The organism is Providencia sp. PROV223, from assembly GCF_028479245.1.
GTDB classification, from domain to species: domain Bacteria; phylum Pseudomonadota; class Gammaproteobacteria; order Enterobacterales; family Enterobacteriaceae; genus Providencia; species Providencia rettgeri.
Map to the genome: position 1 here is coordinate 55353 of NZ_JAMPNG010000005.1, position 22119 is coordinate 77471.

Annotated in this window: 20 protein-coding genes and 1 tRNA gene; 11 read left to right on the plus strand and 10 right to left on the minus strand. The window is 40.0% G+C overall.

Going from position 1 to position 22119, the window contains the following annotated elements:
* The first annotated feature begins 12 nt into the window (after window positions 1-12).
* Both purU and PR767_RS07890 read left to right on the plus strand, forming a co-directional pair.
* The gene (gene purU, locus PR767_RS07885; protein ID WP_272520106.1) at window positions 13-861 is read left to right on the plus strand and encodes a formyltetrahydrofolate deformylase; all 849 of its coding nucleotides are present in this window, start codon (window positions 13-15) and stop codon (window positions 859-861) included.
* A 159-nt stretch (window positions 862-1020) separates the two neighbouring features.
* Window positions 1021-1105 (plus strand) — tRNA-Tyr (locus tag PR767_RS07890).
* A gap of 1 nt (window position 1106) precedes the next feature.
* Here PR767_RS07890 and PR767_RS07895 read toward each other — a convergent pair.
* Entirely contained in the window at window positions 1107-1982 is an 876-nt protein-coding gene (locus PR767_RS07895; protein ID WP_004911163.1) for a LysR family transcriptional regulator, read from the minus strand.
* A 565-nt stretch (window positions 1983-2547) separates the two neighbouring features.
* Here PR767_RS07895 and xthA point away from each other — a divergent pair.
* Window positions 2548-3360, plus strand: a complete 813-nt coding sequence (gene xthA / locus PR767_RS07900; protein WP_115167189.1) for an exodeoxyribonuclease III — start codon at window positions 2548-2550, stop codon at window positions 3358-3360.
* Between the two features lie 65 nt (window positions 3361-3425).
* Here xthA and PR767_RS07905 read toward each other — a convergent pair whose 3' ends face one another.
* The 3 genes from PR767_RS07905 to PR767_RS07915 are packed head-to-tail and all read right to left on the minus strand — an operon-like array spanning window position 3426 to window position 6967.
* Window positions 3426-5354: a DNA topoisomerase III gene (locus tag PR767_RS07905; RefSeq protein WP_272520107.1), complete on the minus strand. Its 1929-nt coding sequence runs from the start codon at window positions 5352-5354 to the stop codon at window positions 3426-3428.
* A 3-nt stretch (window positions 5355-5357) separates the two neighbouring features.
* Window positions 5358-6401 (minus strand): selenide, water dikinase SelD, encoded by a 1044-nt coding sequence (gene selD, locus PR767_RS07910; RefSeq protein ID WP_109913253.1) that lies wholly within the window; start codon window positions 6399-6401, stop codon window positions 5358-5360.
* Between the two features lie 14 nt (window positions 6402-6415).
* A complete protein-coding gene (locus tag PR767_RS07915; protein ID WP_109913254.1) occupies window positions 6416-6967 on the minus strand; it encodes an NAD(P)H nitroreductase in 552 nt (183 codons plus the stop codon).
* Window positions 6968-7438: 471 nt separating this feature from the next.
* On the opposite strand from PR767_RS07915, the gene sppA reads away from it, so the two are divergent.
* The 3 genes from sppA to pncA all read left to right on the plus strand — a co-directional run bounded on the left by sppA (window position 7439) and on the right by pncA (window position 11131).
* A complete protein-coding gene (gene sppA / locus PR767_RS07920; RefSeq protein WP_109913255.1) occupies window positions 7439-9295 on the plus strand; it encodes a signal peptide peptidase SppA in 1857 nt (618 codons plus the stop codon).
* A gap of 167 nt (window positions 9296-9462) precedes the next feature.
* Window positions 9463-10482 (plus strand): asparaginase, encoded by a 1020-nt coding sequence (gene ansA, locus PR767_RS07925; protein ID WP_004911183.1) that lies wholly within the window; start codon window positions 9463-9465, stop codon window positions 10480-10482.
* 22 nt (window positions 10483-10504) lie between these two features.
* Window positions 10505-11131, plus strand: coding sequence for a bifunctional nicotinamidase/pyrazinamidase (gene pncA, locus PR767_RS07930; RefSeq protein WP_109913256.1), 627 nt, complete (start codon window positions 10505-10507; stop codon window positions 11129-11131).
* Between the two features lie 118 nt (window positions 11132-11249).
* On the opposite strand, the gene PR767_RS07935 is transcribed toward pncA, so the two are convergent.
* Both PR767_RS07935 and msrB read right to left on the minus strand, forming a co-directional pair.
* On the minus strand, window positions 11250-11555 hold the full coding sequence (locus PR767_RS07935; protein WP_004911191.1) for a YeaC family protein: 306 nt from the start codon (window positions 11553-11555) through the stop codon (window positions 11250-11252).
* Between the two features lie 114 nt (window positions 11556-11669).
* On the minus strand, window positions 11670-12083 hold the full coding sequence (gene msrB, locus PR767_RS07940; RefSeq protein WP_004911195.1) for a peptide-methionine (R)-S-oxide reductase MsrB: 414 nt from the start codon (window positions 12081-12083) through the stop codon (window positions 11670-11672).
* Window positions 12084-12438: 355 nt separating this feature from the next.
* Here msrB and gapA point away from each other — a divergent pair, with 355 nt between their 5' ends.
* Both gapA and PR767_RS07950 read left to right on the plus strand, forming a co-directional pair.
* Entirely contained in the window at window positions 12439-13434 is a 996-nt protein-coding gene (gene gapA / locus PR767_RS07945; protein ID WP_004911198.1) for a glyceraldehyde-3-phosphate dehydrogenase, read from the plus strand.
* Between the two features lie 292 nt (window positions 13435-13726).
* Window positions 13727-14608, plus strand: coding sequence for a D-hexose-6-phosphate mutarotase (locus PR767_RS07950; protein WP_004911200.1), 882 nt, complete (start codon window positions 13727-13729; stop codon window positions 14606-14608).
* Window positions 14609-14709: 101 nt separating this feature from the next.
* Here the strand turns inward: PR767_RS07950 and PR767_RS07955 are convergent, their stop codons facing one another.
* The 3 genes from PR767_RS07955 to PR767_RS07965 all read right to left on the minus strand — a co-directional run bounded on the left by PR767_RS07955 (window position 14710) and on the right by PR767_RS07965 (window position 18037).
* Window positions 14710-15462 carry a MipA/OmpV family protein gene (locus tag PR767_RS07955; RefSeq protein ID WP_004911202.1) on the minus strand — a complete coding sequence of 251 codons (753 nt, stop codon included), beginning with the start codon at window positions 15460-15462 and terminating at the stop codon, window positions 14710-14712.
* Between the two features lie 133 nt (window positions 15463-15595).
* Complete coding sequence (gene alr / locus PR767_RS07960) at window positions 15596-16675, minus strand: alanine racemase (protein ID WP_004911204.1); 1080 nt, start codon at window positions 16673-16675, stop codon at window positions 15596-15598.
* Window positions 16676-16735: 60 nt separating this feature from the next.
* On the minus strand, window positions 16736-18037 hold the full coding sequence (locus PR767_RS07965; protein ID WP_272520108.1) for a D-amino acid dehydrogenase: 1302 nt from the start codon (window positions 18035-18037) through the stop codon (window positions 16736-16738).
* A 444-nt stretch (window positions 18038-18481) separates the two neighbouring features.
* On the opposite strand from PR767_RS07965, the gene PR767_RS07970 reads away from it, so the two are divergent.
* On the plus strand, window positions 18482-18826 hold the full coding sequence (locus PR767_RS07970; RefSeq protein WP_272520109.1) for a hypothetical protein: 345 nt from the start codon (window positions 18482-18484) through the stop codon (window positions 18824-18826).
* An 86-nt stretch (window positions 18827-18912) separates the two neighbouring features.
* On the opposite strand, the gene fadR is transcribed toward PR767_RS07970, so the two are convergent.
* A complete protein-coding gene (gene fadR, locus PR767_RS07975) occupies window positions 18913-19629 on the minus strand; it encodes a fatty acid metabolism transcriptional regulator FadR (RefSeq protein WP_004911211.1) in 717 nt (238 codons plus the stop codon).
* Between the two features lie 221 nt (window positions 19630-19850).
* On the opposite strand from fadR, the gene nhaB reads away from it, so the two are divergent.
* Both nhaB and dsbB read left to right on the plus strand, forming a co-directional pair.
* Window positions 19851-21401 (plus strand): sodium/proton antiporter NhaB, encoded by a 1551-nt coding sequence (gene nhaB, locus PR767_RS07980; RefSeq protein WP_109913260.1) that lies wholly within the window; start codon window positions 19851-19853, stop codon window positions 21399-21401.
* Window positions 21402-21551: 150 nt separating this feature from the next.
* The gene (dsbB, locus tag PR767_RS07985) at window positions 21552-22067 is read left to right on the plus strand and encodes a disulfide bond formation protein DsbB (protein WP_004911215.1); all 516 of its coding nucleotides are present in this window, start codon (window positions 21552-21554) and stop codon (window positions 22065-22067) included.
* Window positions 22068-22119: the final 52 nt, after the last annotated feature.

Genomic DNA, 22119 nt, shown 5'->3' on the forward strand with positions numbered 1-22119 from the left:
TTAGGCTGTTTCATGCAACACAAAATTGTACAAAAGAAAATTCTCAGGACAATTTGCCCTGACGCGAAAGGATTAATCGCGAAAATCACCAATATTTGCTATAAACACCAACTCAATATCGTACAAAATAATGAATTTGTTGATCATCACACTGGCCGTTTCTTCATGAGAACTGAGTTAGAAGGCATTTTCAACGATGAAACATTATTAGCGGATCTCGACGATGCATTGCCTGTTGGGTCTCAACGTGAATTAAACACTGCAGGCCGGCGTCGTATTGTCGTCATGGTAACCAAAGAAGCACATTGTCTGGGCGACCTACTCATGAAAAGTGCTTATGATGGCTTGGATGTTGAAATTGCTGCTGTTATTGGAAACCACGATACGCTAAGAAACTTAGTCGAACAATTTGGCATCCCATTCCACCATATTAGTCATGAAGGCTTAACTCGCGAACAACATGACGAAAAAATGACAGTACAGATTGACCAGTATCAGCCTGACTACGTTGTGTTGGCTAAATATATGCGCGTATTAACGCCCGCATTTGTTCAGCATTATCCAAACCAGATTATCAATATTCACCATTCGTTTTTACCTGCCTTTATTGGTGCCCGTCCTTATCACCAAGCTTATGAGCGTGGCGTAAAAATTATTGGTGCTACAGCGCATTTTGTTAATGACAGCCTTGATGAAGGGCCAATCATTACACAAAACGTGATTAATGTAGACCATACATTCACAGCGGATGATATGATGCGTGCTGGACGTGACGTTGAAAAAAATGTACTAAGTCATGCCCTTTACTGGGTCTTAGCTCAACGTGTATTTGTATATGGTAATCGCACCATTATTTTATAAGCCAACGCAGTGGCTTATTTAACAACACTTTGTTGATTTAACACGCATTAAGAATAAAAAAACAGCAAACGACCATTTTATTGAAAATTAATGCTTTACAGCGGCGCGTCATTTGATATGATGCCGCCCGCTGTCAATGATTACAGCAACTCAAAATCTGGTGGGATACCCAAGCGGCCAAAGGGAGCAGACTGTAAATCTGCCGTCACAGACTTCGAAGGTTCGAATCCTTCTCCCACCACCATTTAATTAACATCCCCCCCTAATTTATCAACAACACCCATAAAACGATTTAGTACACTAGAGTGTGATTTTGATTTATAAATGTAACAAACACTTTTCCCCAAAATCTTGTTTAATGGTATATAAATTAATGATTTATCAATTAATTCTTCTTCTGGATAGTGGTCTATAATACCTATAAAGTCACCATCTTGAATAAAACTTTGGCAACAGCCAATATTATCCATTTGTCTCACGCTCGTTTTATTATCAACCGTTTCAATTTTTGCTAATAAATCGCTCATTAAAGAACTTTTATAAAATGCGGGGTCACATAACCAGGTACTTTTTTGTAATAATGTAACAAGGTCATAATGAAATTTTTCATATAGTTCTTTCCGACAATAAATACCTAATGGTGAATTTTCTATTATTTTTTGTAATGAAAACCGTTCGCTGACAACCTGCTCTGAACTAAGAATAAGTGTATTTCCATCATAATCGACAATTTCATCTACTTCATCATAATTAAACCTTAATATATTTACTTGTACATTATTTTGATGTGCTGATTGATATAAATTAATTAAATGATTTTCCTTTCCCCAGTCATAATAAATATTAGCCTCATTGATTATATAACCTGAAAAATGTTTTTTCGTTATTTCTTTCTCCTGTAAATAAAGATCTCTTAGATCGTTATAAAGCTCTTGGCCGTCCTTAGTTAATGTCATTCCAAATTTTTCTCGTTTAAAAAGCCGTTTACCTAGGCTTGTCTCAAAGTCTTTGATTGACTTCGCGATGGGAGGTGTCGTACGGTTCATCACTCTTGCCGCTTTGCTTAACGAGCCATTTTCAACAACCGCCATAAACGCCTCTAATTTTCTTGAAAAGAACATATCTATGACCCCATTCCATTTATTAAAATGTTAATCAACATACTTAACTTTCTCATTAATAATTATATTGATTAGCCCATAAATTAATCCAAAAAATAAAAAGTCAAAGTTGATTTTTTATTGAATGATTAACAATATTTCATAAAAGTATTTTTATAATTTCCATCATTACAAAGCAATATATTATACTGTTTCGATTAATTATTTTTTATGCCTCCACTATTAAATCACATTAAAATATAAATAACCAATTGACTTTAAATGAAATTAAAACTAGTTAATATTGAAATTATTAATTTAATTTTAATCAGAAATTAAATTCTAGCACCCATAATAAATTTAATTAATTATAATATTTTTTGTTTAACTAAATTTATTATAACTTTTATATTAAACGCTAAATTTTGATATTGTACCAAGAATGAGTTATGTAATGACCATTTTTATCATAATCGTTGTTGGCTATAAAACAACCTAATCGTTGAAACATGCTACTCGGGGTTACAGTATTGCTACCATCTGGTAGAATACGCATAATAATCATAAAACTAGGTGATAAAAAACCATGAAATTCATATCGTTCAATATCAATGGCCTCCGAGCTCGTCCTCACCAACTCGCTGCAATCATCGAAAAACATCAACCTGAGGTTATTGGCTTACAAGAAACAAAAGTCCATGATGATATGTTCCCTTATGAAGAGGTTAGTCAGCTCGGCTATCATGTTTTTTATCACGGCCAAAAAGCCCATTATGGCGTGGCTCTTTTAACAAAAAATGAACCTCTTGCTGTCCGCAAAGGCTTTCCAACTGACGATGATGACGCACAGCGCCGTATTATCATGGCTGACATCCAAACAGAGCGTGGCCCATTGACTGTTGTTAATGGTTATTTTCCTCAAGGGGAAAGCCGCGACCACCCAACTAAGTTTCCAGCAAAAGAAAAATTCTATCAAGATTTACAAAATTACATTACATCAACACAAACGGCTGAGTCTCAATTACTCATTATGGGTGATATGAATATTAGCCCAACCGATCTGGATATCGGTATTGGTGATGCAAACCGCAAACGTTGGTTAAAAACCGGAAAATGCTCTTTTTTACCTGAAGAACGTGAATGGTTAGCTAAATTGTTAGGCTGGGGCTTGGTCGATACATACCGAGCTAAAAATCCTGATGTTGCTGATTGCTACTCTTGGTTTGACTACCGTTCTAAGGGCTTTGATGATAACCGCGGTTTACGTATTGATTTATTACTAGCCTCAAATAACCTTGCTGAACGTTGTATCGCAACGGGTATTGATTATGATATTCGCGGAATGGAAAAGCCATCAGACCATGCACCGGTGTGGTCTGAGTTTGACCTAACAAAATAAATTTCATCACTAGTTATAATGCAAAAAGGCGCTTAAAGCGCCTTTTATTGGTTAACCAAACTCAACTAATCCTCTTTCTTTTTCGTTTTCTTCTTGCCTGTTATTGCAGGTTTTTTCCCTGCTTTTGCTGATGGGGCTGGTAACTCTCGAAATGCCCTCAAATTTGTAAATTGGCGTGCATGGTGAATTAATTGCATCAACGTTTGACCTAACGGATGCATAAAATCATCATAACGTGATTGTTTTTCACTAATTTGAGTCAGTACGGACTCCCAATGAGCAGTCATATCCGGTAATGTTGCCATATCGGGGAGAACATGAATTAGAGCCCTTCCTGCCGGAGAGGAATGAATGTAACGCCCTTTTTTGAAGAGAAATTGGCGCTTAAATAGTAAGTCAATGATGCCCGCCCTAGTCGCTTCCGTACCAAGCCCATCCGTTTCTCGCAATACTTTTTTTAATGCTTTATCTTGCACAAACCGAGCAATCCCAGTCATTGCTGATAATAGCGTTGCATCCGTAAAAGGGCGCGGAGGCTGCGTTTGCCGTTCGACAACTTCCCCTTTCTCACATAATAACTCATCATTTTTACTCACAACTGGCAAAGGCATACCATCATTTTCAGCATCGCGCTCTTTATTGCCTAATACAACTCGCCAGCCCGCTTCAGCAAGAAACCGAGCTTTTGCAATAAATTTACCCTTTTCAATTTCAAGATCAATAGTACACTTACGGTAAACCGCATCCGCCATGAACTGAATAATATATTGACGTGCAATCAGTTGGTAAATTTTACTTTCATTTTCCGTTAATTTTACTGCTGCCGTTTTTGCAGTTGGAATAATTGCATGGTGGGCGTCCACTTTTTTATCGTCCCAACAACGATTCTTTTTATCTAACTCTGGCAGTTCAAATTCAGTGAGATCAGGCTGATGCACAGTAATGGCATTCAATACACTGTGTCGCCCTGCAAAATGCTCATCCGGTAAATAGCGGCTATCCGAACGAGGATAAGTAATTAACTTATGTGTTTCATACAAGCGTTGGCATATATCCAATACTTCTTGTGCACTCAACGCATACTTTTTAGCGGCTTCAATCTGTAAAGACGACAAAGAGAAAGGCAATGGTGCAATTTCAGACTCGCGCTTGTCCTGATATTGCGTCACTATGGCAGGCTTCCCCTCAATACGCGATACCACATGGTCTGCAAGCGGCCGATGGAACAAACGCCCTTCTTCGTCTTGGTAATCAATACAGGAGTCACTTGGCTGCCATATCGCCACAAAACGCTCATCTTTTGGCGTAACAATATGGGCTTTCACCTCGAAATAATCTTTAGGGATAAAATTTTCTATTTCTTCATCGCGCCTAACAACTAGGCCCAAAACTGGCGTTTGTACCCGCCCAACAGAAAGAACACCTTGATATCCACCTCGTTGCCCTAATAGTGTATAAGCACGAGTCATATTGATGCCATATAGCCAATCTGCCCGTGCTCTCGCTAAGGCGGAGACACAAAGAGGGATAAACTCACGATTTTCTCTTAAGCGGTCAATTGCCCGCTCAACGGCTTGTGGGTTAAGGTCGTTGATCAAACAACGTTTTACGGCTTTGCGTTTCTCAGGATCGAGCTTTAAAAAATCAAGCACTTCGTCCACCAGCAGTTGACCTTCTCTATCGGGGTCTCCTGCATGGACGACTATTGAAGCTTGCTTCAGTAATGTTTCAATGGTTTTTAATTGTTTAGTTACTGCGGGACGGGGCTTCAATTGCCACTTATCCGGGATAATTGGCAAATCCTGAAGATTCCAACGTGCGTACCGAGGTTCATAAGCATCGGGTTCCGCCTGCTCTAAAAGGTGGCCAATGCACCATGTTACGGTTTGGCCATCACCACATTGAATAAAACCATCACCGCGTTTATGGGGTTTGGGTAATACATCTGCAATGGCCCTTGCAAGGCTCGGTTTTTCCGCAATAAACAAACGCATAAATTAATCTATCACTTCAACTAAAGGAACATTATCCTGATGGGGTAATAATTTACCGATAGACTGTAACAAAACACCTTGCTGCTGTGCAATCTCTTTAATTTTAGAGACTTCGGAAGGTTTTACTGCAATGAGTAAGCCACCAGAGGTTTGTGGGTCGCACAATAGCTGACGTTGCATATCACTCATTGGGCCAATAAGGTGACCATAGCTGTCGAAGTTACGGGTTGTTCCACCAGGAACGCAACCTGCTTCAATATATTTTTCGACGTTGGCTAATTTAGGGACTTTACTAAAGGAAATTTCAGCGCGAACTTTAGACCCTTCGCAAATCTCACTTAAATGTCCCAATAAACCGAAACCGGTTACATCCGTCATAGCCGTCACTCCCTCTAAAGGCGCAACCACCGCTCCTAACTTATTCATTTGGCACATGGTTTCTGCCGCTAAGTGTTGATGTTCCGGCGAAAGTACCCCTTTTTTCTCTGCCGTTGTCAAAACGCCAATCCCAAGCGGTTTAGTCAAGAACAGTTCGCAATCTGCTGTTGCAGCACTATTTTTCTTCACATATTCCGTATTCACAACACCTGTAACTGCCAAACCAAAAATAGGCTCAGGTGCATCAATAGAGTGCCCTCCAGCCAATGATATGCCAGCATCCGCACAAGCAGCTCGGCCCCCCTCAATCACTTCACGAGCCACTTCAGGCGGTAACTTAGCAATTGGCCAGCCTAAAATAGCGATTGCCATAATCGGTTTTCCACCCATAGCAAAGATATCGCTAATCGCGTTAGTTGCAGCAATACGGCCAAACTCAAACGGAGAGTCAACGATCGGCATAAAAAAATCTGTCGTGCTGATGATACCAATCCCGTTACCGAGATCATAAACCGCCGCATCATCTTTCGTTTCATTTCCAACTAACAAATGTGGGTCATGAAATTTTGCTTGTTCCGTGTGTAAAATTTGCTCTAATACTTTCGGTGCAATTTTACAGCCGCAGCCTGCACCATGACTATATTGCGTTAATCTAATTTTTTCAGTCATTATTATTCTCTTTATTAGAAATAAGATACAAAGCCTGTCATATCAGGTGTTTGCACTTTTGCTGGTGCTTTAAGCTCTGGCGTACCTAAATAAAGAAATCCAACAATACGGTCGTTATCTCCACAACCTAATCCCGCACGAACCACGGCATCTTCTGTCCATGCTCCTGAGCGCCATATACCGCCAAAGCCTTGAGCAACCGCAGCCATCTGCATTGCTTGTACAGTGCAACTCGCAGCAACTAATTGTTCCCATTGTGGTATTTTCGGATGGTCTTTTAATTTCGCAATTACAGTAATAATGAGTGGAGCGCGAAAAGGTGCGTTACGTGCTTTTTCTTCTACTTCAGCACCTAATTGCCCTTCAATTGCCGCTTTTTCTAATAGCTCACTGAAGCGGTTAATACCTTCATTTTGCATAACAACAAAATGCCATGGTTTCAAAGCTCCGTGATCAGGTGCTCTCATCCCCGCAGCAAGTATATTGTTAAGTTCTTCACCTTGGGGTGCTGGTGATGTGAGTCTTGAAGCTGAACGGCGGTTCAACAAAAGGGTTAAAGCATCCATATTTGTCTCCGTTTAAGAGTAAACTGATATGATAATCATTCAATTAGATAATGATACCCACGCTATCTATTGTTTCAGCTTAAAGGAAAATCGCTTACACTAATACAATAATAACGGTTATTCGCTAGGTAAAATTACGTTATAAATTCATTGAATTGTATCATTTGTCACACATGAAAAATATCATTGAAGCATTGTACCTTGCTGATCATAATTTTGTTATGCATAAAAATAGCCCGCAGTTGCAACTAATTGTATTGATACAACTAAGACATCAACAATTCGATGTGATGATCGGGTAACGGATTTGCTTTTGAGTATACTGTCGTAAATTCATGCTACAGGCGGAAATAGCCCAACTGTAGAAAGACATATTTATGTAATATCCAAAAATAGTTTGTGCCATAAGTCAACGGCAAACCAGTGAAGCTAACACCCGTGTGGTGCAAAATATACAGGATAGGAGAAAACATGCGTCAACTTTGGGACATCATCGCTACCATCTTTAGAATTAGCTGGCGAGCACTAAACTTTATTAGGGAATTCGTTTTTAACGCCATTTTCTTAGTATTATTCTTTGTCGTTATTGGGTCAATTGCGCTTTACCAAACAGAAACTCAACCCGAAAAAAATTATTTTGGTGCTTTGTATGTTGATTTGCAGGGCGTTATCGTAGACCAAGTTTCTGCTCCAGACCCATTTGGTCGTATGAGCCGTGAACTACTTGGTACTTCAAATAGCCGCATGCAAGAAAATTCATTATTCGACATCGTTGATACTATTCGTACCGCCGCAAATGATGACCGTATTACAGGAATGGTATTACGCCTAGATGATTTAGTTGGCGCCGACCAACCTTCTCTGGCTTATATCGGTAAAGCAATCAATGAATTTAAAAGTTCAGGGAAACAGGTTTACGCCATCGGTAGCAGTTATAGCCAATCACAATACTATCTCGCCAGTTACGCTGATGATATCTACCTCACACCACAAGGTGCTGTTGGGGTATATGGTTTCGCAACTAATGGCCTTTATTACAAGTCACTGTTAGAAAAACTTAAAGTCAGTAGCCATATTTTCCGTGTTGGTACCTATAAATCAGCAGTTGAGCCATTAATGCGTGATGAAATGTCCCCTGAAGCACGTTTGGCCAATAAACAATGGTTGGATGCCCTGTGGAACAATTACCTCGCAGATATCGCCAAAAACCGCAATACTACCAGCACGCAAATTTTCCCTGGAGCTGATGCTATTTTAGAACAATTACGTTCTGTCAAAGGCGATAGCGCGCAATATGCTTTAAAACAAAAATTGGTTGATAAACTTTATACAAACGAAGAAGTTGAAGATTTACTCAGTAAACACTTTGGCTGGAATAAAGAAAATAAACAATTCAATAATATTAGTATCTATGATTACTCCGCTAAAATAACAGATACCAATGCGAATCAAAGTGGCAATATCGCCGTGATTGTTGTTCAAGGTGCTATCATGGATGGCCCGCAAACGGCTGGGATTGCAGGAGGCGATACCATCGCAGCACAAATTCGTGATGCTCGCCTTGATGATAATATTAAAGCAATTGTGTTACGCGTTAATAGCCCGGGTGGAAGTGTAAGCGCTTCTGATTTGATCCGCAGTGAACTGGCTTCGGCCCATGCTGCCGGTAAACCCGTGGTGGTTTCTATGGGGGGAATGGCAGCATCTGGCGGGTATTGGGTATCGACTCCAGCTGACTATATTATTGCCAGTCCAAACACACTGACAGGTTCAATTGGTATATTTGGTGTGATCAATACCTTTGAAAAATCTTTAGATTCTATTGGGGTGTATACTGATGGAGTATCAACATCACCATTAGCCGATATTTCTCTGACTAAAGGGATTAGCCCACAATTTGCTGACATGATGCAAATTACTATTGAAAATGGTTATGAGACATTTATTGGCTTAGTCGCGAAAGCTCGCCATAAAACACCTGCAGAGATAGATAAAATCGCTCAAGGCCGTGTGTGGATCGGGCAAGACGCGCTTAAAAATGGCCTTGTAGACCAGCTAGGTGATTTTGATACTGCGATAGATAAAGCCGCAGAACTCGCTAAACTCACTGATGTTAAGCTAGATTGGATGAAGCCTGAGATGACTTTCATGGATCAATTGTTGCTTGAATTAACCACTAGCGTTCAAGCCGCGATGCCGGATGTACTACAGGTGTTTTTGCCCCCAGCAGTCGCAACGGATATCCGCCAGCAAGCTCAGTTTTTCTTAAAAATGAATGACCCTCAAAACCGCTACGCATTTTGCTTAAATTGCGCGGAAATTAACTGATCGCTAAATCCCCTTCAGCGCTAATGAAGGGGATTTCTCTCACAAACTCATCAATAACCCCATATCAATCTAATTATTCGCAAGTTAACGATAGTAATACGCTAACAAATGCGTCAAAATCCTGATAATCATTCTCCTTCGATAAGTTGGATAAATTAGGTAATAAGATGCAGAAGAAATCAATTTATGTAGTTTACACAGGCGGAACAATTGGCATGCGCCATTCACCACAGGGATATGTTCCTGTTTCTGGTCATTTGCAAACTCAGTTAGCTCAAATGCCCGAGTTTCACCGCCCTGAAATGCCTGAGTTTACCATCCGTGAGCATCAACCGTTGATTGATTCATCTGATATCACTCCTGAAGATTGGCAGCTCATCGCTGATGATATTCGGGAAAATTATCCACTTTATGATGGGTTTGTTATATTACATGGCACTGATACCATGGCTTTCACCGCCTCAGCCTTATCTTTCATGTTTGAAAACTTGAAAAAGCCGGTGATCGTGACAGGGTCACAAATACCATTAGAAGCATTACGTTCTGATGGGCAAACAAATCTATTAAATGCCTTATATTTAGCGGCCAATTACCCTGTTAATGAGGTAGGGCTGTTTTTTAATAACAAATTATATCGCGGTAACCGCACCGTTAAGGCTCATGCTGACGGCTTTGATGCTTTCAGCTCACCTAACTGCTCCCCCTTAATGGAGGCGGGTATCAATATTCGTACATTCAATACGTGCCCTGCACCTATTGGCATAGGTGAATTTAAAAGCCACCGAATTACACCTCAACCTATCGGTGTTGTTACACTTTATCCGGGACTCTCGGTTGAGATTGTTCGCAATATTCTCCAACAACCTGTCAAAGCGCTTATATTGCGCTCTTACGGTGTCGGTAATGCCCCTCAACAGCCTGAATTACTACGTATACTTCGCGAGGCAACGAACCGAGGCATTATTGTGGTGAACCTGACACAATGTATTTCTGGCCGTGTTAATATGGAAGGCTATGCCACAGGACACGCTCTTGCAGAAGCTGGTGTGATAAGTGGATACGACATGACTTTTGAAGCCGCCTTAAGTAAATTGCACTACTTACTAAGCCAAAATTATACCCCCGCTTTAATCCGAGAGTTAATGCAGAATAATTTACGCGGCGAGTTGAGCTATGCTGATGAATAACAGATAACATACTGAGGACACAATGAAAGCAGCATTACTGTTAGTCGATTTACAAAACGATTTTTGCACCGGTGGCACATTAGCAGTAAATGAAAGTGAACATGTTATTGATGTTGCTAATAAGGCGATGGCTATTTGCCAACAAAAACAGATAGACATCATTGCAAGCCAAGATTGGCATCCCGCGACACATCTTAGTTTTGCGGCTAATTCAAATACTCAAATTGGCGAAGTCGGTGAGCTAAATGGCATTACACAAGTTTGGTGGCCTATTCATTGCGTACAAGGTGAGCACGGCGCTAAATTACACTCAGATTTAAACCAATCACTGATTAGTGCAACTTTCACCAAAGGGGAAAACCCACAGGTTGATAGCTATAGTGCCTTTTTCGATAACGATAAAATTAGCCAAACCCGCCTGCATGCATGGTTACAAGAACAACACATTTCACATTTAATTATTATGGGAATTGCGACGGATTACTGTGTCAAATTTACCGTGTTAGATGCCCTAAAATTAGGCTATAGCGTAGATGTTCTAGTGGATGGATGTAGAGGTGTTAATCTTGCAGCCAATGACAGCCAAGAAGCTTTAGACGAAATGAAAAAGCAAGGCGCGAGGTTAATCACGTTAACTGACCTGCATTAACCCAGACTTTGTAGACAAGTTTTCTCATATCAATTGAGAAAACTTGTTTTAGTGACGCTGTCACTGTACAACACCCTATTGAATAACCAAACTATTCTACAGATCTACAGAGTAACTGTTACTCATCATTATTTTGCGGTTTTAATGTTGCCAACATTTCACCTTGAAACAGCGTTTTTAGCTCTTGTTTGCTCTTCATCGTAATTTCGCCATTAGTCCCTACCGTCATATGCTCTGGGTCATGGTTATGCCGCGACTGCCACAATAATACCATTTGCAAGCTATGCTCTTTTTGTTCTGGCGTTAACATCACCCCATCCGGCCATTTACCTAGCTCAACTGCGGTTACTAGGCGCTGATAGATTTCAGGTGTCATCACTGCTAATAATTGTTCAAGTTGCTCTGGATTAACTTCAACGCTCACGGTAAGGCTCCTTCAAGTACGCAATTAACACGTTATTTTATTATTCTTAATTTTAGCTGATAGCTGAATCGTTTTTGTCATTCTAATATTAAAATTTCAGCACCCTTCAGCTCTTTATCCACGGGTCTTTTCACCATTATCATCATCGATAAAGCTTAATGATGCTGAATTAATACAGTAACGCTGCCCCGTGGGCTGCGGACCATCGGGAAATACATGCCCTAAATGCGCATTACAGTGTTGACAGCGAACCTCAATGCGATGCATCCCATGCGAGAAATCCTCAATGTATTTGATAGCCTCTTCATTGACGGGTTGATAAAAGCTTGGCCAACCACAACCTGCATCAAATTTGCTCTCAGACATAAATAAAGGTGAACCACAGCATAAACATTCGTACACACCATCTTTACGGTTATGCAATAATTGGCCACTGAATGGCGGCTCGGTACCTGCTTGCTGTGTAACGTAACGCTGCATTTCATTTAATTCTGAAATATCAATAGGTTGGTTATCTTTTTTTGACATGTCACACCTAAATATTTAAATAACTAAAATGTTCAATGGTTATCATACATCAATTTCAATCAACAAAAAATTAACAACATTTTCTGTAAAACTATTCTAAACTAAGAAGCATCTTACTTTCCGTTTTGATTTGTGAACCGTATCACATATATCACTGATAGATGGTTTCATTATGCTGCACAATCCCGATAATACGTGCGGCTGTATTTGCCGCTGAAGTGGCTGACAAATAAGCAATTGGTGGTATCAGAATTGATTTTTTTCAATAATTGACACGATTCCGCTTGACGGCTGGCAAGGTTTTGGTAACTTTAACTACAACTTAATTCACGAATAAATAGCTGGTGGAAATACTATGACTATCAAAGTAGGTATTAATGGTTTTGGTCGTATTGGCCGTATCGTTTTCCGTGCTGCACAAGAGCGTTCTGACATCGAAATCGTTGCTATCAACGACCTGCTCGATGCAGAATACATGGCGTACATGCTGAAATACGACTCAACTCATGGTCGTTTCAACGGTACTGTTGAAGTTAAAGATGGTCACCTAGTTGTAAACGGCAAAAAAATCCGTGTAACAGCAGAAAAAGATCCTGCAAACCTGAAATGGAACGAAGTCGGTGTTGACGTCGTTGCTGAAGCTACAGGTATCTTCTTAACTGATGAAACTGCACGTAAACACATCCAAGCAGGTGCTAAGAAAGTTGTTCTGACTGGCCCTTCTAAAGATGATACTCCTATGTTCGTTATGGGCGTTAACCACAAAGCTTACGCAGGTCAAGAAATCGTTTCTAACGCATCTTGTACAACTAACTGCTTAGCTCCACTGGCTAAAGTTATCAACGACAAATTCGGTATCGTTGAAGGCCTGATGACAACTGTTCACGCAACAACTGCAACACAAAAAACTGTTGATGGCCCTTCACATAAAGACTGGCGTGGTGGTCGTGGTGCTGCGCAAAACATCATCCCATCATCAACCGGTGCGGCTAAAGCAGTAGGTAAAGTTATTCCAGAACTGAATGGCAAACTGACTGGTATGTCTTTCCGTGTACCTACTCCTAACGTTTCTGTAGTTGACTTAACTGTTCGTTTAGAAAAACCAGCAACTTACACTCAAATCTGTGATGCAATCAAAGAAGCAGCAGCAGGCGAGCTGAAAGGTGTTCTGGGTTACACTGAAGATGACGTTGTATCAACTGACTTCAACGGTGAGAAACTGACTTCAGTATTTGATGCTAAAGCTGGTATCGCACTGAACGACAACTTTGTTAAATTAGTTTCTTGGTATGACAACGAAACTGGTTACTCTAACAAAGTATTAGACTTGATCGCTCACATCTCTAAATAAGAGCTGTAACGAAATTTGTCTAACTGAGCCGCCGATTGGCGGCTCTTTTGTATCGTATCCAATAACAAATTAACACTTCATATTTTCTGCTATATCGCTTATGGTTGATCTCTTATTGGATACGCTATAAACATGACTTATTTTAGAATGAATACTATTCACCGCGTCACCGCGCCTTTAAATATACCGAATAGATACTCTAAATAATTCAAGTGAATGAACACAGTCAGCAATGCTGCAGTTTGAAAGATGACGAGTATTCACACTGTTCCATTAACACAGGCCTAATACCATGCACGACAAACTTTTTGCACTACCAGTCATTAAACAAGTCTCTGCTTACATCACTCAACGCCAACTCGGCGAGCTTCCACTCATTGTCATCTCGCACCCTAAGGTGCGTGGGGCCGTCAGTTTACAAGGTGCTCAACTTATTGATTGGCAACCTGCAGGGCAAAAACCTTGCTTATGGCTAAGTTCAGAAAGTGCTTTTAAAGAAGGTGTAGCTATCCGCGGTGGCATCCCTATTTGTTGGCCTTGGTTCGGCCCTGTTGCTAGTCCTAGCCATGGTTTTGCGCGAATTTTACCTTGGCAATTCACCGCACATAATGAGCATGAAGATGGCGTTATTTTAACCTTCACGTTAACGGATACCGACTATACCCGTAAATTATGGCCACATGAGTTCACTCTGATCCTCCGTATGAAACTCGGTGAAACATGTGAACTTGAACTAGAAAGTTATGGGGATTTCGAAACTACTGCCGCACTGCATAGTTATTTCAATATCAGTGATATTCAAAAAGCCACCGTCTATGGGTTAGGCGGTCACTATTTCGATAAAGTCGCAGATAAAGAAGTTTATGCCAATGAACCTCTCAAATTTAATAAACATACTGACCGTATTTATTCAGAACCGGATGAATATAGCTTATTACGTGATGATGGATGGGCTCGTACAATAGAAATTCATCATTACCATAATAGTGATGTTGTCTGTTGGAACCCTTGGGCAGAGTTATCATGCAGTATGGACGATATGCCAAATAATGGGTACAAACAAATGGCTTGTGTAGAAACGGCAAGGATTAATGTCCCAATGAAAAGTGAGGCACAGCACCCTGCTCGCCTTTCATTAGTGATGGTCAGTCGCGATAATAAACCGCAAGATTAATCATCCAGTCTAAGTGTATAAGATTTCTAAATAGATAAAATTGAGCCCCTGATAAACATAATGATATCAGGGGCTCAATAATTTAACTTTCGATAACAAACTTAGAATGTGTAAGTGACACCTGTCCACATAATGGCGGAAACATCTTTATTCACCATTGGGCTATCTTTCACTTCACTTGGTAGGCGGTCAACACGGCCCATTGCAAATACCGTCCAATTTTCATCAAAGCGATAATTTCCTGTCACTTCAACGTATGGTGTCCAACTTGAACCTGGGTTATAACGTTTTAAACCGCTATTACGTGATTCTTTTGAAGAAATACCATATTCATAACGGTTTTGGTTCTTGCTATCCCATTTAATACCAAGACCTGGGGTGATTGACCACTTATCACCTTCAAAACCATACAGATAGGCGAATTCACCACGAATACCATTACTGATACCTAGGATATCACCAGAAATATTCGTTCTCAGCGTACCCCAATCAGCGTTATGACGATAAGTCAGCCCCGTCATCACCGTATCACGGCGACGGTCTAATTCACGCATTGCTTTATCATCATTGTCTTTAGGTTTAAAAAATTGCGGGTAATAAAAAGCATCTAATGATAGTTGGTCTTGCGTATCATTCCATAGGTAATAACCAGCTGCTAATGTATGAAAATAGAAGTTCTCACTGTCATAATTAACAATAGGCACTGGCGTGACATAATCACGGCTCTTAATTCCTTTATAAGGTGTTGATTGCGCTAATACTGAACCCCCAACAGACCAAGTTCCAGCAAACGCGGCCCCAGATAACACACTCAAAGCCACAGCAAGTGTCGTTAATTTAATTGCTTTAGACATATATTTAACCTAAAAATAATGAGAAATAGATCACCGCTATATGTTATATCAATATAGCTATAATCCCAATATTCGTAATCAAAATCACATTTAAAGCTAAATTCTAACTGTTTTTAGCGTGATTGATTAATAATTATTCTACTTTATTTTTATAAGAAACAGGAACTCTTTTTGCAAGCGCACAGAGTAGCTCATAACCTATTGTCCCCGCGGCTTGCGCCACCTCATCAACCGGTAAATTTTGCCCCCACATCTCTACTCGCTCACCAAGCTTAACATCGTCACAATCACTGATGTCAATTGTCAGCATATCCATCGAAACCGCGCCCAATAGCGCACAACGTTTACCTTTACACCATACAGGCGTTCCATTTGCAGCATGCCGAGGGTAACCATCGGCATAACCACACGCCACTGTCGCAATACGCATCGGTTTAGTTGATGTAAACCGGCTACCATAACCAATTGATTGACCTGCTGGAATTTCATGGATAGCAATCACTTCTGATTGTAAAGTCATCGCTGCCTTCAAGCCCAACCCAGATATATCAGTAGCTTTTCCACTTGGAGACGCACCATACAGTAAAATCCCCGTACGGACCCAATCATATTGCGTATGTTTATGCCACAGTGTTGCCCCTGAATTTGCGATACAGGTTTCTAAAGATAAGTGTTCAAATTGCTGGATTTGTTGAAAAGGCTCAGCAACGCCGGTTTTGGTATCTGAATTAGCAAAGTGACTCATTAACGTTAAACTACGTACATTCGGCATTTTAGATAACCGTCGTACGACATTTTCGTAATCGTTCGGTGGAAAACCTAACCGATTCATTCCACTGTTTAGCTTAATATAGACTGAAATTGGTGATGAAAATTGGGCATTTTCAATGGCGAATAATTGCCACTCACTATGAACACTAGTTGTTAAATTATACTGGTCAATTAATTGTAAATCTTGAGGCTGGAAAAAACCCTCTAACAATAGAATTGGCCCTTTCCACCCTTCTTTTCGCAATAAAATGGCCTCATCAAAATCTAATACCCCAAAGCCATCCGTTTCTTTTAGCGCAGGCCAAATTTGCTTGATGCCGTGACCATAACCGTCTGCTTTCATAACTGACCAAATTTTTGATTTTCCAACATGTTGCCGTACGACAGACAAATTATGTTGTAAATTCTGTAGATGAATGACAGCACTTATTGGGCGCGGCATTTTAATTCCTTAGTACGTTTAATTAATTCTAAAATTACAATAGTATAAAATATCAAACACTTAACGTGCTGGTGTTAAATCACCATGAGTAGTCAGCTTGGTATTAAAACCATCAAGATACCTAAATACCGATAAATCATCAGACGCTATCTCCGGTGTATTCCCTGAAATTAAATCTGCCAGCAGTTTCCCTGCACCACAAGCCATTGTCCAACCCAGTGTCCCATGCCCAGTATTTAAATATAAATTACCGTATGCTGTCGGCCCAACTATTGGAGTACCATCTGGTGTCATTGGACGCAGGCCCGTCCAAAATTGTGCTTGTGCAATATCACCACCGCCTTGATACAAATCTTGTACCACCATTTTCAATGTTTCGCAGCGTTTTTTCAGGATATTCAAATTAAAACCAACAACTTCAGCCATTCCACCAACTCGAATGCGCTGATCAAACCGCGTTACTGCAATTTTGTATGTTTCATCCAAGATGGTGGACATTGGGGAACGCTGTTCATCGATAATTGGCATAGTCAATGAATAGCCTTTGAGTGGATAGACCGGAATTTGAACTAGGCTTTGTAACATTGAAGTAGAATAAGAGCCCATTGCAACGACATATCTGTCCGCTTGCAAAATTTCACCATCAATTTTAATGCCACTAACTTTATTTCCTTCTGTTAAAATCTGTTCTACATGGCTACCAAATTTGAATTGAACTCCAGCATTTTGTGCCATCTTTGCCAATTTTTTGGTAAATTGCTGGCAATCCCCTGTTTCATCATTGGGTAATCGCAGCCCACCGGTGAGCTTGTGTTTGACAAATTCTAACGCAGGTTCCGCTTTAACTAATTCATTTGATGCTAATAGTTCGTACGGAACACCTTCTTGCTGTAAGACTGCAATGTCATTCGCTGCATTATCGAACTGCTCAGTAGTACGAAAAAGCTGTAAGGTACCACCCTGACGAGCTTCATATTCGATACCTGTATCTGCTCTTAATTGGCGAATACAATCGCGACTGTATTCGGCGATACGTACCATACGACTTTTATTCATTGCATAATGTTGAATATCGCAATTTTTTAACATCTGCCACATCCAGCGCAACTGAAATAACGTTCCATCTGGGCGTATCGCCAGAGGTGCATGTTTTTCAAACATCCATTTCACGGCTTTAAGGGGGATCCCGGGAGCTCCCCATGGGGTTGCATACCCAGGGGATACTTGCCCTGCATTTGCTGCACTTGTTTCTTCTGCGACATCATGTTGTCTATCCACCACCAGCACTTCGTGCCCTTCTTGTGCTAAATACCATGCTGTTGTTACACCGATCACTCCTGCACCTAACACTAGAATTTTCATAGCTTCCCCACAAAATAAAAGTATGCATCATTTATTTTAGGATAATATTCTAGGAATTATTTGCCAATATGGTGAATTAACACTTTTAACAATACAGATAATAAATCCATTTTGATTCACATCTCATTTACATTACAGATGAATATTCTCACTGAAGATTTTAAGGTTATTTAATATCCTATTGATTTTCAATGTATTAATCCAATAAAATCAATTATTGATGATTTCTTTAACTAATAAATTCAGTATTTAATACTTTAATATTGAAACATTATGTCGCTAACCATTTTTAACAACATTTAACAAAACTAATGATGCTATTTTTTTATCTCTTTAAATTATGATTGTATAGATAATTTGACTGCTCCATCGAATTAGTCATCTTAATAATGAAATAAACTAACCAAATCATCTTATTAATCAATTAGAATTTAGGGTATCCCCATGATTAGAAAAAGAAAATTATTTACCTTATTTATTATTTTATTTTTATCTGCAGGGATGAGTCTTGCCGATGAACTTTGTAAATCATCTCTCGCTTTAAGAACACAAGTTTATGATAAAGGAGATATTATCTGTTTAAGCACTAAACCTATTTCTGTATGCCTCAGCCCTGCCATCGTCATAGACAGTTATCCAGTAAGGGTTGATTACCATTGTTTATTTAAAACTGACCATCCGCTTCCCGATGGTCTGGATTGGACTGATAGAGTGGATTTGGACCTATCACACAAGAAAGTGGATTATTCGCTGCTAAGTCCTGTGCGTGCCCCAATAATTGACAACTAGCCCCAAGCCGTTTTAAAGCTTAAAAAACAAAAAAACCAGCCGCAAAAATTATCAGCTGGTTTAATTGGTGATAGAGTCATTCGAATTTAGCGGATGTGTGCTAAGTCGCTAGGCATATTACCTTGCATACTATGCCAAATAGTGCCACTTTCCTTACCATAATTTCTGACACATTCCATAATACGGTCATAAGCTTGTTCACGACACAAATTAGCAAGTTGCTGATAAAAGTTCAGCGCTAAACGCCTCGCATCTGGGTTAGAAAAATAATAACGGCCTACCCTTGTGTAGAGCCCCTTGAGGCCATTAATGATCAATCCATAGATGGGATTACCTGATGCAAAAGCCAGCCCACGGAACACGTTATAATCCAAATCACTAAAGGCATCTGAATTATCTTCAACTTTTTCCCTACCCGCTAAAACCTCCAATGACTGCTCAGGGTTGTTACGAAATGCAGTACGAATAAAAATTGCAGCGATATTGGTACGTACAGCCAAGAGATTATCAATTAGCTGTGGCACTCTATCGTGATCTAACCGAGCCAATGTCTCCAAAATATTTAGGCCAGACGTTTCCCAATAGTTATTCACTTTAGTTGGCTTACCATGCTGAATGGTTAGCCAGCCGTCACGAGCCAAACGTTGTAACACTTCACGTAAGGTTGTTCGTGTCACACCGATTAATTCCGAGAGCTCGCGCTCCGCGGGTAAAATTGAACCTGGTGGAAAGCGGTTGTTCCATATGCTCTCAATAATATACTCTTCCGCGAAACCAGCCGGACTTTGAGCTTTAATAACCATATTTTTATTATTCCAAACATTTAGACGGATATTGGGCAAATCATACCAGATTGTCATCACCTGATATAGTTAGACTAAAAATAAAGAGTGAAGCAAATCATAGAATTTCCATATAATTCATGCATTATCAATTAGCAAATAAGCTTAAAATCCGTAAAAGATAAGAGTAGTATGTATAGCACAATACACGACATCCGCATAAAAGAGGATAACGAACCATAATGGATTTTAGTTTAAAAACGGCTTTTTTGAAAAATTTTCTGGGAAACTCGCCTGATTGGTACAAATTAGCAATTATTATATTTTTAATAATTAACCCTATTATCTTCTATTTTATCAGTCCCTTCGTCGCAGGCTGGTTATTAGTTGTTGAATTTATATTCACATTAGCAATGGCTCTCAAATGTTACCCATTGCAACCCGGTGGCCTTCTCGCTATAGAAGCCGTAATTATCGGCATGACTACCCCTGCACAAATTTCACATGAAATTAGCAATAACCTTGAAGTTATCTTGTTACTGATTTTTATGGTAGCTGGTATCTATTTCATGAAACAATTGCTGCTGTTTGTATTCACCAAACTGTTGATAAACGTGCGTTCTAAACGCATTCTTTCCCTTGCTTTTTGTATGGCGAGTGCATTTTTATCTGCATTTTTAGATGCACTGACCGTTATTGCTGTCGTCATTAGTGTTTCAATTGGTTTTTATTCTATCTATCACCAATATGCCTCTAATCAACCTAGCAACACAGACTTGCAAAATGATGGTTTCATTAAAAGTGCAGAACAAAAACAAACCCTCGAACAATTTAGGGCTTTTTTACGTAGTTTAATGATGCATGCTGGTATTGGTACCGCGCTAGGTGGTGTCATGACTATGGTTGGTGAGCCACAAAATCTCATCATTGCTAAACATGTTGACTGGGATTTCATTACCTTTTATATCCGCATGGCGCCTGTCACTATACCTGTTTTTATTTGTGGCTTAGTCGTCTGTTTTGTTGTGGAAAAATTCAAGTTATTTGGCTACGGTGCTGAACTTCCAGACTCTGTGCGTCAGATTTTAACTGAGCACGATAAAAAACTGACGGCGAAACGCACCAAAAAAGATCTTGCGCAGTTGGTCATTCAGGGCTTAATTGGTATTTGGCTAATTGTCGCCCTTGCTTTCCATTTAGCGGAAGTTGGTCTTATTGGCCTATCCGTCATCGTACTGACAACCGCATTTTGTGGTATCACAGAGGAGCACGCGCTAGGTAAAGCCTTTGAGGAAGCGTTACCATTTACCGCATTACTGACCGTATTCTTTAGCATTGTTGCTGTAATCATTGACCAGCAATTATTCACTCCATTTATTCAGTTTGTGTTGCAATCCTCTGAATCGTCACAATTATCATTGTTCTATCTGTTTAATGGCCTACTTTCTGCCGTGTCAGATAACGTATTTGTAGGGACGGTTTATATTACTGAAGCCTTAAAAGCGGCAAATGAAGGTTTAGTATCAACGGAACAATACCAATTATTAGCTGTCGCAATAAATACAGGGACTAACCTCCCTTCTGTTGCAACACCTAATGGGCAAGCTGCCTTCTTGTTTTTATTAACGTCTGCGTTATCACCTCTGATCCGTTTATCTTACGGCCGCATGGTGTGGATGGCACTGCCATATACCTTCGTAATGACCATTGTTGGGCTATTAGGGGTTGAATTCTGGCTAGTTCCCATCACACATTGGATGGAAAGCATCGGGTTGATTACGTTCGCACAATAACTATACTTTAAACAATTAGCCGTGCACCAATACGGCTAATTGTAATGTTAGGTAAAACCCTCTCTAAAATTGCATTATTTCACTTTAATTGCTTTTTTTATCGGGCCGATAGGGGCAAAATGTGCGCATTACTCAATTAGGATACTAAGTATGTTCAGATTTTTTAACTACTGTTCGCAAGGAAGAGGCGCTTGGCTACTCATGGCATTTATTGCCTTTATGCTCGAGTGCGCGGCTTTATATTTTCAGCATGTTATGAAACTACAACCCTGTGTTATGTGTATCTATGAACGTGTTGCATTACTTGGCATTATGGTTGCTGGCTTAATTGGAGCGATAGCACCACGGAACATGGTCATACGCTGGGTTGCTATTCTTATTTGGGTTTATTCTGCTTGGCGCGGTTTAGACCTTGCATGGGAGCATACCATGCTACAACTTTATCCTTCACCATTTGCATCATGTGATTTCTTCGTTAATTTCCCTGATTGGTTACCATTACAAGAGTGGGTACCAGCAGTATTCGAAGCTACGGGTGACTGTGCCGTTAGACAGTGGGCATTCTTAGGGCTTGATATGCCACAATGGTTAATTGGTATCTTCGTGGCTTATCTCTTAGTTGCAATCATTGTTATCATCAGCCAGTTCTTCCCAGCCAAAAAATAGCCTTTAAACCCCAAATGTTATATTCAACATTTGGGGTTCCTAAGTAATAAAA